Annotated in this window: 15 protein-coding genes and 1 riboswitch; all 15 genes read right to left on the minus strand. The window is 39.0% G+C overall.

The genetic code is table 11. From position 1 onward, the window contains the following. Window positions 1–13: 13 nt before the first annotated feature. The gene (locus KI375_RS08995) at window positions 14–1,315 is read right to left on the minus strand and encodes a nucleobase:cation symporter-2 family protein (protein ID WP_212973146.1); all 1,302 of its coding nucleotides are present in this window, start codon (window positions 1,313–1,315) and stop codon (window positions 14–16) included. Beyond that, window positions 1,316–1,900: a xanthine phosphoribosyltransferase gene (locus KI375_RS09000; RefSeq protein WP_212973147.1), complete on the minus strand. Its 585-nt coding sequence runs from the start codon at window positions 1,898–1,900 to the stop codon at window positions 1,316–1,318. 144 nt (window positions 1,901–2,044) lie between these two features. Then, window positions 2,045–2,147: riboswitch (purine riboswitch) on the minus strand. Between the two features lie 165 nt (window positions 2,148–2,312). Further along, entirely contained in the window at window positions 2,313–3,506 is a 1,194-nt protein-coding gene (locus KI375_RS09005) for a macrolide family glycosyltransferase (RefSeq protein WP_212973148.1), read from the minus strand. A 321-nt stretch (window positions 3,507–3,827) separates the two neighbouring features. Next, window positions 3,828–5,756 carry a threonine--tRNA ligase gene (gene thrS / locus KI375_RS09010; protein ID WP_212973149.1) on the minus strand — a complete coding sequence of 643 codons (1,929 nt, stop codon included), beginning with the start codon at window positions 5,754–5,756 and terminating at the stop codon, window positions 3,828–3,830. Window positions 5,757–6,163: 407 nt separating this feature from the next. Next, the gene (locus tag KI375_RS09015; protein WP_244852451.1) at window positions 6,164–6,991 is read right to left on the minus strand and encodes a putative sporulation protein YtxC; all 828 of its coding nucleotides are present in this window, start codon (window positions 6,989–6,991) and stop codon (window positions 6,164–6,166) included. Between the two features lie 409 nt (window positions 6,992–7,400). Beyond that, window positions 7,401–8,336, minus strand: coding sequence for a primosomal protein DnaI (gene dnaI / locus KI375_RS09020; protein ID WP_212973151.1), 936 nt, complete (start codon window positions 8,334–8,336; stop codon window positions 7,401–7,403). Then, complete coding sequence (locus KI375_RS09025) at window positions 8,323–9,726, minus strand: replication initiation and membrane attachment family protein (protein WP_212973152.1); 1,404 nt, start codon at window positions 9,724–9,726, stop codon at window positions 8,323–8,325. The genes dnaI and KI375_RS09025 overlap by 14 nt, the downstream gene beginning before the upstream one ends. 16 nt (window positions 9,727–9,742) lie before the next feature. Continuing rightward, window positions 9,743–10,198 (minus strand): transcriptional regulator NrdR, encoded by a 456-nt coding sequence (gene nrdR, locus KI375_RS09030; protein WP_207448696.1) that lies wholly within the window; start codon window positions 10,196–10,198, stop codon window positions 9,743–9,745. Between the two features lie 465 nt (window positions 10,199–10,663). Beyond that, on the minus strand, window positions 10,664–11,266 hold the full coding sequence (gene coaE / locus KI375_RS09035; RefSeq protein ID WP_212973190.1) for a dephospho-CoA kinase: 603 nt from the start codon (window positions 11,264–11,266) through the stop codon (window positions 10,664–10,666). Between the two features lie 23 nt (window positions 11,267–11,289). Further along, window positions 11,290–11,922 carry a sporulation membrane protein YtaF gene (ytaF, locus tag KI375_RS09040; protein WP_212973153.1) on the minus strand — a complete coding sequence of 211 codons (633 nt, stop codon included), beginning with the start codon at window positions 11,920–11,922 and terminating at the stop codon, window positions 11,290–11,292. Window positions 11,923–12,076: 154 nt separating this feature from the next. After that, complete coding sequence (gene mutM / locus KI375_RS09045; RefSeq protein WP_212973154.1) at window positions 12,077–12,907, minus strand: DNA-formamidopyrimidine glycosylase; 831 nt, start codon at window positions 12,905–12,907, stop codon at window positions 12,077–12,079. Window positions 12,908–13,276: 369 nt separating this feature from the next. Continuing rightward, window positions 13,277–15,907: a DNA polymerase I gene (gene polA / locus KI375_RS09050; RefSeq protein WP_212973155.1), complete on the minus strand. Its 2,631-nt coding sequence runs from the start codon at window positions 15,905–15,907 to the stop codon at window positions 13,277–13,279. Between the two features lie 213 nt (window positions 15,908–16,120). Continuing rightward, window positions 16,121–17,059, minus strand: a complete 939-nt coding sequence (gene hflC / locus KI375_RS09055) for a protease modulator HflC (protein WP_212973156.1) — start codon at window positions 17,057–17,059, stop codon at window positions 16,121–16,123. Further along, window positions 17,056–18,063, minus strand: coding sequence for an FtsH protease activity modulator HflK (hflK, locus tag KI375_RS09060; protein ID WP_212973157.1), 1,008 nt, complete (start codon window positions 18,061–18,063; stop codon window positions 17,056–17,058). The genes hflC and hflK overlap by 4 nt, the downstream gene beginning before the upstream one ends. 234 nt (window positions 18,064–18,297) lie before the next feature. After that, window positions 18,298–18,566 (minus strand): hypothetical protein (locus KI375_RS09065; RefSeq protein ID WP_212973158.1); only part of this gene is annotated, 269 nt, incomplete at its 5' end.

Genomic DNA, 18,566 nt, shown 5'->3' on the forward strand with positions numbered 1-18,566 from the left:
TCGGTTTTTATCCTTATGCACTTTGTTTCGATGTAACACCTACTGATTTCTTTCTTGCTGGTAACATATTAAAGAGAATATTTAAAATAATAGCTGTTAAACTCCCCGCTACAATGCCATTACTTGTTATGATTTGTAAACCGGTCGGTAAAGCTTCGAATAGATCAGGAGCAACTGTAACGCCAAGTCCAATTCCAACTGAACAAGCAATAATCATCGAGTTTTCTTGGGAATCGGAAATAATTTTGCTAAGCATTTTAATTCCTTGTGATACGACCATCCCAAACATCGCAATCATCGCTCCACCTAAAACTGAATCAGGAATAACCGTGGTCACGGCAGCAAGCTTAGGTAAAAATCCTAGTCCAATTAGCATAGCAGCCGTAATGACGATGACTTTTTTGGAGCGAACCCCTGACATTTGAATTAAACCGACATTTTGCGAGAAAGTTGTATAAGGAAATGCATTAAAGAGCCCGCCAATCACTGAAGCTAATCCCTCAGCTCGATATCCTTTTGCTAAGTCTTTTTCTGTTAGCTTCCGATCGCAAATATCACTTAGGGCAAAGTAAACACCTGATGATTCCACAAGAGACACCATCGCCACTAATGTCATCGTCAAAATGGCCGACCATTCAAAAGTAGGATACCCGAAGTAAAAGGGCTCAACCATGTGAAAGACAGATGCATCGCCAACAGGTGCAAAGCTCACTTTTCCCATAATGATCGCTGCAATCGTTCCTATCCCTAGTCCTAACAAGATCGAAATTGCTCGGATAAAACCAGTAGAAAAACGATAGAGCAGGATAATGAAAAGCAAGGTACCAAAAGCAAGGGAGAGATTAGCAGGTGAGCCAAAATCAGCTGCCCCTTGTCCCCCTCCCATATTTTGAATAGCTACGGGGATGAGCGTAATTCCAATGATTGTGACGACTGAACCTGTCACCACAGGTGGGAAGAATTTGACAAGTTTCCCAAAGAACCCGCCAATAATAACGATAATGACACCTGAAGCAATAATAGATCCATAAATTGCTGATACACCATATTCTCCACCAATCGCAATAATCGGACCAACCGCTGTAAATGTACAGCCAAGCACAACGGGAAGCCCAATCCCTGTAAATCGATTGCTAAATAGTTGCAAGATCGTGGCGATTCCGCACATTAAAATATCAATGGATACTAAATACGTTAGTTGCGAAGGAGTAAATTGCAAAGCCTTCCCAATCGTTAAAGGAACAATAATTGCTCCTGCATACATAGCTAACAAATGCTGAATACCTAGGGTTGTCGACTTTAATGCATCCTTCATTTAGGCCTGCGCCTCCTTCGTAAAGTCGACTTTTCCATTTTCTAAAGAAGATACAATCGCGAGTGATTCAACACGAATGCCTTGTTTACGAAGAAGCTCTCCACCTGTTTGAAAACCTTTTTCAATCACAATTCCAACACCGGAAAGACGTGCCCCTGCTTGTCCAATGATGTCAATCAAGCCAAGAACAGCCTGTCCATTTGCTAGAAAATCATCAATAATTAGAACAACATCATGTGGTTGAATAAAATCCCGTGAAACGGAAATTTCAGTTGATTCTTTTTTTGTAAAAGAATACACACTCGCCGAATAAAGATTTTTAGATAGGGTTAAAGATTTCCGTTTACGAGCAAACACAACTGGTATATCCATAATCAAACCAGCCATCGTCGCAGGAGCAATACCAGAAGACTCAATCGTGATAATTTTGGTAATCCCTTCATCATGAAAAAGGTCTGCAAATTCCTGTCCAATTTCTTTCATAAGCTGTGGATCAATTTGATGATTTAAAAAAGAATCTACTTTTAACACGGTATCTGATAGTACTTTTCCTTCTGATTTAATTTTATGTTTTAATGCCTGCACTATGATGGCCCCTTTCGTCATTTACAACAAATAGATCAAACAAAAAAACTCGATGACCTAGCATCCCGATGATAAATGGGAGCAAAGTCTTCGAGTTTTCACATCTCAAAAGGAAAAAGAAAACATGCCTAGCGGCTTACGTTTTCTTTCAAACTTTGCACCCATAGTCGATTTATTTATGGTAAATCGGTAGAAACTTCCAGGCCATATCCCTGTGATTTATATGAGTGTACTATAATGTTGTCGAATAATGCTATTATAGCATGTTATGGACGATTTTCAATGGATATTCTTTCTAAGTTTACCGATTTCCCACGGATCTTAGCTCTTTCAAAAGACCTCCAACTTTCTATACAGTTAGAAATTTATTTCTGCTTGTCGGAAGGGTTTGGTTTAGGATTCTGGTTGTAACTTACCTTTCCACAAATTTAAAAATCTCATCAACCGCACGAGAATATCCGCCTGACCGCCGGAAGGACTCTGAAATCTTCACAGTTGCATTCCGAATAGATACGGAGTTCAACACCTGATCAACTGCTTCACATAGCTGTGTGGCAGTCAAGCCTTGCATTGACAATTGGATTCCTGCACCAATTTGCATGACTTGCCGGGCAATGGCCGGTTGATCCGCGCTTTGTGGAATAACAAGGAGCGGCACACCATAGTAAAGAGCTTCATTAGTGCTGTTCATTCCACCATGGGTTATAAACAATTTACTGTGCTGTAGTACCTCATTTTGAGGAACATAGTCTTTTACAATAAAGTTTGCAGGAATTTTACCTAAATCCGAGATCAAGGTTTTATCGCCAATTGACATGATGACAGTATAGTCAGTATCTCCAAGAGATTCAATACAGAGCTTGTAGAAATCGACCGTTTGATTAAATACAGTACCGAGAGATATGTAAATCAAGCTCTCAGCCTCAACTCCACCAATACTAAAGTTTTCTTGAGTCGCACGTTTGGAGATGGACGGTCCAACGAATTGATACGTTTGATCAAATTGCTGAAAATCAGGCTGAAGCTCCTTTGCCGTATACACAATGGTTAACGATGCAGGGTTACAGAATACCTCATAAGGTGAATTGATTTCTATCCCATATTTTTTCTCGACTTCTGCTTTCAGGCTTTGAAAACGTTCGTTAGCTGCATGAATGACTTCTGAAGGAAGCGATCTAGAGGCTTGCTCCAACATTTTATAAAAAGATGGCTCTGTCTCCGCGAAGGAAGAACATGAACAGATTGCAGGAAGCTTTAAAATCTGAGCCAGCAAACGCCCACAGCCAAACATAGAATCATGGATGATATAATCAAAATGTTCACCTTTGATCTGATCAAGAACAGAGGGTATGACTATATCTGCTGTCAACAGCAGACCATTGATTCTTTCCAGCTCATAATTTCTGCCTCCTGAAATAAAAGCTTTAATAAATTCTTGATCATCAAAGGTTCGAACAGAAGCCCCGATATTTTCCATACGTTCTCGAAAAGCTTCTATACAAAAATACACTACCTCTTCACCGCATGATATGAGCTCTTGTACAACACCAATAGTAGGATTGATATGCCCTTCCGATCCGGCATTGATAAATAACACACGTGCCATTGCCAACACCCCTATTCTTCATAACGTCGCTTAAGTACGACCAGATTTTTTACTTAACTTGTGTTTTTGTACATCAAATTAATTACTTTGTAGCATAACCGCCAAAATTATTGATCAAAATAGTCCAATTATGTAGATTTTCCAGGATAACAAACCGCTAGTATATTTCCTTCTTACGAGCACTCACTTCTTGAAATAACTATAGCATAAACAGTGTGACAGATTTTAATAAACATTTGTAAACCTTTCCTGAGCTGGAGATTTCATTTAACAACAAAATGAACAAATAAAAAGCATGGGCGCTATGCACCCACACTTTTCTTAAATGCTATCGACTTCTTCCTTCAATGCAGCTAAGAAAGTTTCGAATGGAATGGTTTCAGATTTCTTTTCACCATATTTTCTTACATTCACAGCCTGTTCTTTAATTTCGTTTTCCCCGACAACGAGCATATAAGGGATTTTCTTCATTTGCGCTTCACGGATCTTATATCCCATTTTTTCATCACGTTCATCCATTTCCACACGCAAACCAGATTTCTTTAGTTCATCTACCACTTGTTTCGCATAATCAAAATGTGCCTCAGGTGAAACAGGAATTACAGTCACCTGAACGGGAGCAAGCCACGTAGGGAAAGCACCTTTATATTCTTCAATTAAGAAAGCTACAAAACGTTCCATGGTCGACACGACCCCACGGTGGATGACAACAGGACGATGTTGCCTTCCATCTTCTCCAACATAGGTTAGATCAAATTTCTCAGGTAATAAGAAATCCAATTGTACGGTTGAAAGTGTCTCTTCTTTTCCAAGTGCGGTTTTTACTTGAACATCTAGTTTCGGACCATAGAAAGCAGCTTCTCCATCGGCTTCATAATAGTCAACACCTAGCTCGTCCATCGCTTCTTTCAGCATGGTCTGCGCCTTTGTCCACATTTCATCATCATCAAAATATTTTTCCTTATCTTCAGGATCCCGATAAGACAAACGGAAACTATAATCTGTTAAATCGAAATCCTCATAAACCTCTTCAATCAGTTGGACAACACGGATAAATTCCTCTTTAATCTGATCAGGACGAACAAAGATATGAGCATCATTCAAAGTCATTCCTCGAACACGCTGCAAGCCAGATAAAGCTCCAGACATTTCATAACGATGCATTGTTCCAAGTTCAGCAATGCGAATCGGTAATTCTCGGTAACTGTGAATATCATTTTTATACACCATCATATGATGTGGACAGTTCATTGGACGAAGAACAAGCTGTTCATTATCCATATCCATAATCGGGAACATATCATCATGATAATGATCTAAGTGACCACTTGTTTTATAAAGGTCCACACTTCCCAATATAGGTGTGTACACATGATCATAGCCTAAGGAAACTTCTTTATCGACAATATATCGCTCAATAATACGACGAATGGTTGCCCCTTTTGGTAACCAAAGTGGAAGACCTTGTCCAACTTTTTGTGAATTCGTAAAGAGACTTAGTTCTTTTCCGATTTTACGATGATCGCGTTCTTTTGCCTCTTCGCGGAATTTTAAGTATTGCTTTAAATCATCCTTTTTGAAAAAGGCTGTTCCATACACACGCTGAAGCATTTTATTGTCGCTATTTCCACGCCAATACGCTCCCGCAATACTTAGCAATTGAAATTCCTTGATTTTACCTGTAGATGGAACATGAACTCCACGGCAAAGATCAATAAAATCCCCTTGCTCATAGACTGTGACTTTTTCATCTTCAGGAATGGCGTCAATTAACTCTTGCTTGTATTCATCGTTCGCAAAAATCTCTTTCGCCTCTGCACGAGAAACCTCCTTACGAACAACTTCAATATTTTCACTAATAATCTTCTTCATTTCTTTTTCGATAACTGGAAGATCATCAGGGGTAATCGCATGGTCCAAATCCATATCATAGTAAAAGCCATCTTCAATGACTGGTCCTACACCAAATTTTGCATCTGGGTACAGGCGTTTTACTGCTTGAGCCATAAGATGTGCAGTACTATGGCGTAATATTTCTAATGCCTCTGGACTTTCAGGTGTAATAATTTCGATTGAACCATCCTGTTCAATCGGTGTTCTGAAATCGATTAATGCTCCGTTCCATTTGCCGGCAAGGGCCTTCTTTTTTAGGCTTGGACTGATGGATGCGGCAATATCTTCGGTTGTTGTGAGCTTCGGAAACTCCTTCACAGAACCATCAGGAAACGTAATTTTCAATTGATCCGACATTTGACTGCACTCCTTTTTTATCTTTCATTGAGGACATTTAAATAAAGGTGAAGAAAAGGACTAGGCGCTGGAGCAAGATCCAAACACTAGTCAAAATACTGCTATCTTACGAAAAAACAAAAAACCCGCCCCTGGCAAAGGGACGAGTTTCATACACGTGGTTCCACCCTAGTTTTCATAAAGCATGATCGCTTATGACTTTGGATTCTATTTAACGGAATTTTTCCGCCAATCAATACTAACAATTTTTCATGATTGGAGTTCAAAGGTGGTAAGGATTTCGCTCGTGTTGGAAAGCTCTCAGCTTTATCTTTCCTCTCTGAATACCGTGACGAAACGCTCATGTCCTTCTCATTACATGTCCTCATTTAATTATGTAGCTATTATAGCTACAATTTGCAAGAAAATCAAGAGTGCTCAGTATATGCTTCGGATAAATGATAGAAATAATTCGTAGAGAATATCGTCATTCTTTCTTCAAAGATATTTTTTAAAGTTCGAACTAATGGCTGATCCTCATCCTTTGTATATAAGAATACTTTATTTGGCGCCATCGAAAGAAGTGGTGCAATCACAGCAGAATCCACATAAACAGGGTGGTTTGATAAAAGTCTAGGATCCAGTAATCCTTGGATCTCCTCTTGCTTCATTTTTTTCAAATGCTGATCATAAAAAGTTTCAGGTCGGTCTAAAATTAGGTGGATAATGGATTGTCTTGTATGGCGACCATGTAAATAATCCCTTAAGGTTTGTACAAAAACTTGATAATCCTGTTCCATTTTATATTCATCAATAGCAATCCCTAAATACGCTGTGACCTGCTTAAAATATTCCCTTAATCGAAATCTCAAAAAAGAATCGAATGCGACAGCTCCCTTAAAGTCCAATAAATCGATCACAGCTTCACGAAGCAATGCTTCTTCCTTGACTACTCCTATTAATGCTGTTAGTTCTTTTCTCTTCCCCTCGAACATTTCGGACACAATTTCAATCATATCGTGCCGTTCATTCTCGCTCTCGTACTTGTACTTCTTCTGAAGAACTTGATCTAGCCATTCATTTCTTTTCACAGTTTGGATATATTGAATAAGAGCAGATACGTATTGATCCTTGTTTGTGTCAATTGATTGAAATGAATATATAAAACGGCCTCGTTTTTCCTGAAAGGAATCCTGCAAGCCATTTGTTGCTAAAAAAGACTTTAAGCGGATTGCCTCTTTAATGGATTTGAACATTAATTCCAAGCCTGCTCCCCCTTTACTCCGCATTGGTACATATATATGAAGTTTCGGTAGGACTAGACCATAAAAATTAGAAAAGTGGAGGCATCTGTTCAGCGAATCAAAAGAAGAACGGCTAAGTGCACGCCATTCTGACTCATGTCCTGTGAGCTAAAATCCTCTGTCAAGATAAAGGAATAGTGAAACGAAAGACGGCTGATTAGGAGCGTCAAGCAAATGTCCCGGAACCGAATAAGGATGAACTTGTCCTTTCATTTAGCCTCGAGCTCCTGCCGTCTATATCAAGGCAACAAGGTGAGGACGAAAGACGATCTGATATTGACTTACACAATCAGAAGATGTAAATTTCTAGGCGCTGGAGCTAGCATCATCTAATTAGAAAACACCTGTTAAAAGCAGGTGTTTAATGATGCCTCCGATTAGAACCCGTTAATTTAATCGGTGAGGCTAGGTATTTAATTCTTTCCATTATTCGTGCCGCTTTGATCTTTTCCTCTTCTCCACGCTGAGAATATGTTAAATGATGTTGCAAATCAAGGAAGTTAAAATTAGAACTAAAAAAAGTGGGCAATTGTTCATGCATGCGAAATTGGAGAATGGATCCTAATATTTCATCCCTTGTCCAGCTTGTCATCGACTCAGCCCCAATATCATCCAACATCAAAATTGGAGCTTTTTTTACCACTTCTAATTTTTCATTCATAGAATGGTCACCTAATGATTGTTTCATTTCTCTGAAAAACTCAGGAACGTAGACAATCAGAGAAGAAATTTCCTTTTGTGCAAGTTGATTGGCAATTGCGCCTAATAAGAAGGATTTTCCGACCCCGAAACTCCCATATAAATATAAGCCCTGCATTTTTATGCCTGGTTGATAGGCAGAAGCAAATTGTTCCGCAAATTCAAATGCATCAATTCTGCTAGGGTCATCTAGGGCAAAATCAGCAAAGTTTGCCTGTAATATTTCCTTGGGAACGTAAATACTCTTAATCAATCTCTCTGTTTTTCGTCGCTCATCCTCCAATACTTTTGTTGGACATGGTCGATAAAAAAGATCAATTTTTTTATTTTCGCATATGAGTACAGGTTCATAGCCTGGCATAATATTTTGGCAGTGATTCAGTCCGGAACAGTTCGCACATTTTTTTGTCTGTGACACATATTCATGAAGTTTCATTAATCCTTGTTCAATGATCTGGTCATTCATCTCCTCTTGATGCTTCTGCAAAAAAGCTTGCACATCCGAATCCGATAAGACCTCCATTTTTAATTGATCATATCTTTCTTGAAAATTAGGAGACCGAGACAGCTTCCCTAATGTTCTATTAATTCGTTCCATTTTGATCACCTCCATGCTGGCGGTATTTCTGTTGAATGGCCTCTAAACGTTTCCGTTTCTCTTCCTGTTCCTCATCAAAAACAACATTTTCAGCTTCTTGTGGTTCTACAAACCAATCCGGTAATCTTTCTGTTCGTATTGGCTTATTTCTCTTTTGCGTTGTTGTTTTACGATCATTCGCCCACTCTTGGTATTGACGATGTTCATTTTTTGCTAGATCCATGGCTTCCTTAACCGTTTTAATTTTCTTACGAGACCAGTGTGAGGCTATTTTCGTTAAATAACTTTTGGACAGCTTCATATCCGTTTTTAACATCACATAATGAATTAAAACATTGATAACGCCAGGTGGAAGCTTCTGATGAAATAAAACATCCTCTACAGCTTGTAAATCCGATAAGGATGGCTCCCCCCCATCCGCTAAATCAATTAAAAATTGCCGTGGTGAAATTGTCTCTAAATAGGAGATCAATTGTTCTTCTTTTGTTTTTGGTTCCGCCATATTCCTAGCATATACAGGTTGCACACGATCCACCATTTGTGGCAATTGATGATCATGTTCTAATTGATACCAATCTCGTGCCGCTTTGCGTAACTCCTCTAAATCAATCGTTTGGTCGCCATCCAAACTTGCTAACACAATATTTTTCATATTAACGGCATCTATGGCGTATAGAAAGGCTAATTTAGAAATGGCCTCTTTTGCTTCTTGAGTAAAGACTCGTCTAGGAACCATAATTTCTGATAAACCGGAAAACAGCACCTCAAAGTTAAACTGTTCCCCAGCAATTTTAATAAGTGGGGGTTCTTGACGATTAAAAAACGCTTGCTGTTCTCCTGGTTGGCTAGCTGAATGGGCCTCCTGATCCGTTAGAGCTTCAGAGCCTAAAGATGAAAAAACATCCTGAAAAGAACGAGTCCATTCTTGATACCCACTTAAGTCTACTTTTTCATCAATAAATAACCGTTTTAGTTTCAAAAATTGTGATTTCCCTATTTTTTGATATAAGTATATATTTAGCATTCCATCTGTAAAGAAACCTTCGGCAGATAAGGGTGGTTGTAAATCATATAAATAAGAACGGGTATCAGCTTCTGTTTTTACATATGTTTTTACTAAACCAATTCCTTCCAGCTTTAGACGAGCTTGAAAAATTTCGTCCAAATTTAAGTCAAGGAAATTCATCAGATGATAATGATTGAACTGTTCAGACCAAAGTCGATTTTCTTGCACTCTATTCCATAAAGTAAAGTATAAGGAAGTGCTAACCGGACCAATAAGCGGTTGATATAAAGATTCAATTATCTTTTGATCTTGGGGATGCAACATACCGTTCATTTTCACAACAAAAGCATCGATTGGCTGAATTTCACTCCAATATGACTTCAAAACAAACACACTCTCATCAATCTTTTTTTATTAAATCCTTCAGTTCATCTAAGAAAACATTGATATCTTTAAATTGTCGATAAACAGAGGCAAATCGTACGTAGGCGACCTCATCTGTTTTCGATAATTTATCCATGACTCTTTCCCCAATGAGCTCTGAGTTCACTTCTGCTTGTCCAAGTGCACGAATTTCTCTCTCAATTTCATGCGTGATTTGTTCAAGCTGATCTAGTGAAACTGGTCTTTTTTCGCAGGCACGAATCAACCCTCTTAAAATTTTTTCCCGACTAAATTCTTCTCGAATTCCCTCTTTCTTTACAACAATCAGCGGTGTTTCTTCTACCCTTTCAAATGTTGTAAAACGAAAAGAACATTTCTCACATTCTCTTCTTCTTCTAATTGCCCTTACATCATCAACCGGCCTTGAATCGACCACTCGAGTTCCATTATGCTTGCAGGACGGGCATTTCATGATACCAGCTCCGTTCAAATCAATATATTCTATTTTATCATTATACCTTAATTCGAGCCTAAATAACAAAATGTGAGTTCTCTTATCAGAAAAGCGCAAGGCGCCCGCTACCTTCGACAAGCAAATGTTCTGAGACAAAGAAAGGCGTTTTTTGCCTTTCATTGGCTCAGGTTATTATGCAGAACATCGGCTAAGTTCGCGCCGTCCTAGCGGCAGACTCAAACGCGCGTCGTGTCGCTTCGTCTGCACAGTACATCCTGTACGTCGCAACGCCGATGGACTCGCTCCTGCGAGCCTCGAGCCGATGGCGCCTGGAGCTGGCCAACAACTGCTCAGCCTTAAAGCAATCTTAAGAAAAACTTTATACTTTCTTATCTTGCAAAAAGAAGAAGCATCTAAAGGTCAATGAACTTTTGGATGCTTCTTTTTTTGACGCGCTATTGATTCCGAAAAGGATCTGAGTTCCTATGGATGAAGATCCCATTTCTTGATAAGTTCCTCTATTTGTGATTTTGTTTCAGCCATTTCTCCATTGTTATCAATCACAGCATCAGCTAATTTTGCTTTTTCACGAAGTGACATTTGCGAGGAAATTCGTGCATTTGCTTCAGATTCAGATAACTTATTTCTCTCCATCAATCTTGCTAATTGTACTTGTTCTTCAACAAACACAACAACAGTTTTTTCCACGAGATGGGTTAATTTGTTTTCAAATAGTAACGGAATATCATGAATAATCGTCTGTTTTCCGGCTGCCAATGCTTTATTTTTCCAACTTTCCATTTGTTCTCGGACTGCCGGGTGGACAATTGAATTTAATGTTTGCCGTTTTGCCTCATCAGAAAAGATGATTGAACCTAGTTTCGCCCGATCCAACCATTGATTTGGTAAAAGAATCGACTCTCCAAAAACCTGCACAATTTCTCGATATGCAGGTTGTTCTGGTTCGACGACCTTCCTTGAAGCAATATCTGCATCAATAATTACAAAACCTTTTTCTTTGAACATTTGTGAAACTGTACTTTTTCCACTTGCAATTCCACCGGTTAAACCGACCATCATGAAAATACTCGCCTCTTTCAAGTTACACTCTAGATTTTTAATATACCGATCAAAATCAATAAAACACCTGGCATAAAAGCAAAATGCTGGATCCAGTTGGTTTTAGAGAAGATATTGCCAATTTGCAGGCCTGTTTTAAGAAAAATAGCACTCATAAGCGCTGCAGAACCAGCAAGCATCCAAGGAGAATATCCTAGCATAGCAGCTCCAATCCCCGCTCCAAACGCATCCAAAGATAAGGCAGCGCCCAAAAGCAAGGCCTCAATACCGGTGATCGTCCCAGATAAATCAAAATCTGCCCTGGTTGGTTTCTTCAGGATATGGATGACGATGCCTAATGATTTGATTTCCCAGTTCACTACTAGCTTTTCTGCTTGTTCATGTGGACCTTTCTCTGTTCGAAAAAATTGGAATATCACCCAGGCACCAATCATAATTAAAATAATTCCACCAATCCGGTTTGCGGCTGTTGGTGATAGGACTTGCACAATGATACTTCCCGCAAACATGGCAATAAGCAGTGATATTGCCGTACAAAGAGCGATGATCAATAGTGATTTATACGGAATACGCATTTTGCGTAATCCATAGGCTACTCCTGTACTAAAACTATCAAGACTAATAGCAATCGCAAGTAGCAGGAGTGATAATGAAAAGCCCATAACTTCACACCTTCCCATATCAGCAGTGACTACATCAGTATATGAGAAGAATGCGTGGGTGGTTAAACGATTTTAAATAGTTACCTATTTCTTATCGCTCAAGAACTTACCTGGATTTGATCCCTTGGGCTAATCAAATTTTGTCTGTCACTGATTATCCTATCTGCTGACATTGCGGACAAAAATGCGTTCCTCGTCCTGCTACCTTCATTTTCTCAATTTCGGTTCCACAAAAAGGACATGGTTTACCATTTTTTCCATACACCTTTAATTTTTCTTGATACAAACCACTGAGCCCATGAGAGTTCATATATGAATGAACAGAGCTTCCGCCAGCCTCAATAGACTCTAATAAAGTAGCATTCATTTCTTTTAAAAGCATCAAAGCCTCTTGCTCCGATATCGTTTTTGAGATGCGCTCAGGATGAATTTGCGAACGAATAAGGACTTCATCTACATAAATATTGCCCAAACCTGAGACAATGGTTTGATCAAGTAAAACAGCTTTAATGGAACGATCTGTTTTGCTTAATTTCTGCAATAAATATTCTAATGTGCATTCATTTGCAAAGGGTTCTGGCCCCAATTTTGAAAGTGGTAATTGATCATTTTCCGTTCCTTTTGAGAATAAGTGCATGGTGCCAAATTTACGGACATCTCTATAAAAAAGGCAAGATCCATCCATAAAATAAAAGAGGATGTGTGTATGTTTATCAGGTTCCTCCTCATGTTGATGCAAGCTATAATTCCCTTCCATTCGCAAATGTGAGACAAGCGAATAATCATCCAATTGAAAGATTAAAAACTTTCCTTTCCTCTCTACATTGTGTATAAGCTGTCCCCCTAAAGCATCTTGAAATTGTTCGACTTCTAATGGATGTTTAATGATTTTAGGCCAACGAATGGTGACATTTTTTATTTTTTTCCCTGCCACCAATTCGTTTAATGACCTTCGTACAGATTCAACCTCTGGCAATTCGGGCATAGTACTCTCTCCCTCTTTTTCTCTAACTAGTAGCTACAGGCATTCGCTGAAGCGGAAACCCTTCTTCCATTACAGAACTTTTGCTTGTCGCAGGCCCGCAGGATGCGGGTCAGGACGGCGTCGCCACAGGACGTGGCGAAGTTAGCCGTTCTTCCTTTTCCCAAACGCCTTCCGCTTTTCTTTTTGTCTAGCTACAGGCGTTAAGGCGAGAGGCTCGCAGGATGCGAGTCCATCGGCGTTGCAACAGGATGTTGCGATTTTAGCCGATGTTCCATCCAATAACCTGAAACGGCTGAAGGGAAAAACACCCTTCTTCCGTTTCAGAACATTTGCTTGTCGCCCCTAGGCAAACGCCTTCTGCTTTTCTTTTTATTTTGCATCAAACCATGTGGGGCCATAAGCATATTCCACTTTTAAAGGAACGGATAAGGCTAATGCCTCTTCCATTACTTCTGGTACAATTTCTTTTAACTTATTAATTTCATCTTTTGGTGCTTCAAAGATTAATTCATCATGGACTTGTAACAATAATCTTGTTTGTAATTGTTCTTTTTTCAAACGAGCTGCCATTTCGATCATCGCTTTTTTAATGATGTCAGCGGCACTTCCCTGAATCGGGGTGTTCATCGCTGTTCTTTCAGCGAAGCTTCTGATGTTAAAATTACGACTAGTGATCTCTGGAATATAGCGCCTACGGTGAAGAAGGGTAGAAACAAAGCCGTTTTCTCGCGCTTCTTGCACAATATCTTCCATATATTGTTTTACGCCGGAAAAGCTCTCTAAATAACGATCAATAAATTTTCCGGCTTCTTTCCTTGTTATACCCAGATTTTGTGACAGACCATAATCACTAATTCCATAGACGATGCCAAAATTCACAGCTTTCGCCTGTCTTCTCATATTCCCATCCACTTCATCTGCTGTTACATGGAAAACGTCCATGGCTGTCTTTGTATGAATATCCATATCATGTTGGAAGGCTTCTTGAAGGCCTTGATCTTGAGCAATATCTGCCAGAACTCGTAATTCAATTTGGGAATAATCAGCAGCAAAAATTACCCAATCTTTCTCCGAAGGAATAAAAGCTTGTCTAATTTTTCTCCCTTCTTCTAAACGAATCGGGATGTTTTGCAGGTTCGGATCTGTTGAACTTAATCTACCCGTAGATGTTAGAGCTTGATTAAATCTCGTATGCACCCTATGCGTGTCTTTATGAATCACCTTTAATAATCCCTCGATATAAGTAGACTGCAATTTTCCAAGTTGGCGATAATGAAGGATCTCTGGAATAATTTCATGCGATTGTTCAAGCTTTTCTAATACATCTGCTGAAGTGGAGTATCCGGTTTTAGTTTTCTTTAAAATAGGAAGACCTAGTTTCTCGAATAACACCACCCCTAATTGTTTAGGTGAATTAATATTAAATTCACTCCCAGCAAGGGTATAAATGCGCGTTTCTATTTCTTTTAACCGTTCTGCAAGCTCTAATTGCATTTCTTGTATTCGAGCTGTATCCACCTTTACGCCTGTATATTCCATCTCCGCTAAAATAATGGAAAGAGGTAATTCCAAATCATAAAACAGATCAGTTTGCTGGTTTTCCTCCAGCTCCTTTAAGCATTGTGTGTATAAAGCATCAATCGCTGCCGCTTTACGAGCAAGATGCTCAGCTAATATTTGCTCATCCGGAATTTTCCTTTTTGCACCTTTTCCATAAACTGCCTCATCTGTTTGAACATCTGTATAATGATGACGTCTGGCTACACCCGCAAAATCAACGGATGATTCGGAAGGATTCAATAAATACGAGACAAGCATTAAATCAAAATCAATTCCGTTTAAATCAATACCATGCCATTTTAATGATACAACCGAACGTTTTCCATCGTATACTCTTTTTTTCTTAGACTCATCGCTTGCCCACTTCTTAAAATCCTCTGATTGTAGGGCAAGCTCAGTAGGAATAAAATAATGACCATTTTGATGGGCAAGGCCAAAACCAATAATCTTTCCAGTATGATAATTATCATCCAAAATTTCTACATATAGCGAACTTTCATCCGTGAATAGATCTTCTGTAATTGAATCAACCATCTCATAGGGAATATCTTCTAGTTCCTCCTCCTCGATCGCTTCCCCGCCTTCTACCTTATCAAGCAATGAATGAAAACCTAATTCTTTAAAAAGCGCGATCAGTTTTTCCGGCTCATAGCCTTCATAAAGTAACTCATCAATCACAACCTCAATCGGGGCTTCCGTCATAATAGTTGCGAGTTCCTTACTCATAACTGCTTGGTTCCTATGTTCTGTTAGCTTTTCTTTTAATTTTTTCCCACTAACTTGATCAATATGTTCCAGAAGGTTTTCCAGCGTATGGAATTCCTTTAAAAGTTTAATGGCTGTTTTCTCGCCCACACCTGGTACACCAGGAATATTATCGGACTGATCGCCCATTAATCCTTTCATGTCGATAATTTGATCTGGCTGGAGACCGTATTTTTCATTTATATGCTCAGGTGTGTAAGCTTCAATATCCGTAATGCCTTTTTTAGTGATGGCAACGGTCGTCTTATCAGTACTTAGTTGCGTGAGATCTTTATCGCCTGAAATGACAAGTACGTCGAAATTCTCCTGTTCCGCTTTCGTTGCTAAAGTGCCAATAATATCATCTGCTTCATAGTTTTCTAATTCATAACGTTTTATCCCATAAGCATCAAGCAAATTACGCAAAAAAGGGAACTGCTCCGATAATTCTGGTGGAGTTTTTTGTCTTCCTCCCTTATACTCTGTAAAAGTTGAGTGTCGGAATGTCGTTTTACCAGCATCAAAAGCGACTAGTATATGGGTAGGCTTTTGTTCTGCCAATACTTTCATTAACATCGTTGTAAATCCATAGATCGCATTTGTGTGAACGCCTTTGTCATTGTTTAACAGCGGTAAAGCAAAAAAAGCTCGATAAGCAATACTGTTTCCGTCAATTAACATCAATTTTTTCTTCATTTCGGTAACCTCCGTTGGAGCAGGTTCGTCCAATTTTAATTCTATTCTACATGAAGCGAGATAAAAAAGAAAAAGAAGTGCTATAGTAGATTCTTTCCATTTCTGTGATCAAAAAAGAAACCTCATATGATGAATCATACGAGGTTCACTTTGAACGCCAAGCAGGAGACCATAGTCATGGTCAACAAGCTGGATTAGTCTTTTCTTTATCTATTAGTCTTTATCCGTATAACCCATTAACAAACGGGCGTATGGTGAATCAGATGGTAGGATAATAACGGTATCTTCCCCAATCGTTTTCTTATAAGATTCCAATGTGCGATAAAGATTATAAAATTCAGGATCTTTTGAGAAAGATTTATTAAAAATTTGGGCAGCTTCTCCTTCACCTTCTGCTCGTACGACTTCAGCCTCGGCTTCAGCTTTTGAAAGCAATTCTCTTACTTTCCGGTCTGTCTCTGCCATAATTTCGTTTTTCTGAGCATCTCCTCTAGATAAATACTCCTGAGCGGTTGATTCTCTTTCCGAGACCATCCGGGTATACACAGAATTTTCATTTTCTGCTGGAAGATCTGTTCTTTTTGTACGAACATCTACAACATTGACCCCATACTCATCACGGGACAAAAGTTCATTTACTCGTTCCGTAATCCGATCATTTAAACTTCCACGAGAGGATTTCTCATCATTAATAATCTCATCATAATCTAATTGCCCCAATTCAGTCCGAACTACTGAATAAATAAACTCCTCCATCCGCGATTCCGCATTTTCAACGGTACGTGCATTGGAAATCATTTTTTGGGGATCATCAATTTTCCATACGGCATAATTATCAATAATGATCCGTTTTTTATCTTTTGTATTAATTTCTGCCTGTGAAACATCATAAGTCATCTGATATTTAGGTAAAGTGGAAACAGTTTGTAAGAATGGGATTTTAAAAGCCAATCCTGGTTCTGTTTCAACACGAACAACTTCTTGAAATTGCCTGATAACCTTGTATTCACCTTCACGCACGATAAAAACACTTGTAAATAACAAAACAAGGAGAATAATCAATCCAATGAAAAACATTCCTATTTTTGTATACTTACGCCATTCTTGCTCAACAGAGCGACGCTCATCCATATCGACAACATTTTTACTCATTGTGAAGATTCTCCTCCTTTATCTTCGTCATTTGATTCATCTGATTGCTTTTCTTCTTGCTGATTCTCATCCGTTTTTACTGGCTTTTCCTCTTCTTTTTCCATAGAACGAAGTGGCAAATACTTTAGCGTATTTCCATCATCATTCATAATGTATATTTCCGCTTCAGGTAAAACTTGTTCAAGCGTTTCAATTGTTAGCCTCTCACGCGTGATATCTGGATTGGATTTATACTGTTCATAGAGGGAATCAAACACAGCTACACTTCCTTTAGCTGCTTCAATCCTAGCAGCCTTCTCTCCTTCTGCTTTGGATTTAATTGCCGCTTTTTCACCGTTCGCCTCATTTGTTCGCTTATTTTCATATTTATTGGCTTCATTTATTTTCGTATTCATTGTTTCCCTTGCATCTGTAACAGCGGTAAAGGCGCTCCGAACCTCTTCATTCGGTAATTCAACATCTTTTAAATTTACTGCTAAAATGGAAATACCAATATCGTATTTATCCAGCAAGTTTGTAAGTAAATCACGGACATCCCCTTCGATTTCCGCTTTTCCAGTCGTAAGCGCATCATCAATTTTTGAACTTCCAATAATACTTCGTAAAGCAGCAGACGTAGCGTCATAGAGAATTTCCTCTGGATTTGCCGCGTTAAATAAATATTTCTCTGGCTCTGTAATTTTCCACTGTACAACAAGATCAGCCAGGACAATATTTTCATCCCCTGTAATCATCTTCGTTTCATTCTTGTCTCCATCAGCATCTTTATAGCCAAAATCCAGTTTTTTCGTTTCCCGAGCCAACTTTTCTACATTTTGTATCGGCCATGGAAGTTTAAAATGTAAACCTGGCTCTGTATTGGTTTGGTCCGCCTTTCCAAAAGTAACGATTACGGCTTGGTCAGATTCATCCACTGTATACCAGGATGTTAAAATAACAAGTGCTAATATGATAACAGCCAAAATCATCCCTATTAAAGTAAAACCCCTCTTTAAACTCATCATACCCTTTCCCTTCTCTTTAGCTTCCACTCTCTATACGGATCAACGACCATTTGGTTTCATAAATCAGACTTTTCTTTCCAAGAACAAAAACGCAAGCGCCTTGATCTTAGGAAGAAAGGCTAAATTCGCGCCGTCCTGGCGCAACGCCTTTCTGACCAACTTCCTGTTGGCCTCCGACAAGCAAATGTTCCTGAACCTAGGAAAGGGCTTTTTCCCTTCATAGGTTCAGGGTTATTAAGCAGAACATCGGCTAAGGTTGCCACGTCCTGTGGCAACGCCGATGGACTCGCATCCAGCGAGCCTCTCGGGGCTAGGCGCTGGAGCTGGATGACAAAACTCAAAATTACAACTTATCCACAAGCCAAGAATTTTATAGTTTCCTGGTGTATGAAATAATGTAATTACCAAAAAGAAACATAAAAAATCCCCAGCGACTTCATGTAAGATTAAAGTACCTAACAGGGAACTCAATCTCATCACCCACTCACTAAAAATAGGAGGTT

This window comes from Bacillus sp. J14TS2 (genome assembly GCF_018333015.1).
In the GTDB taxonomy this organism is placed as follows: domain Bacteria; phylum Bacillota; class Bacilli; order Bacillales; family Bacillaceae_C; genus Lederbergia.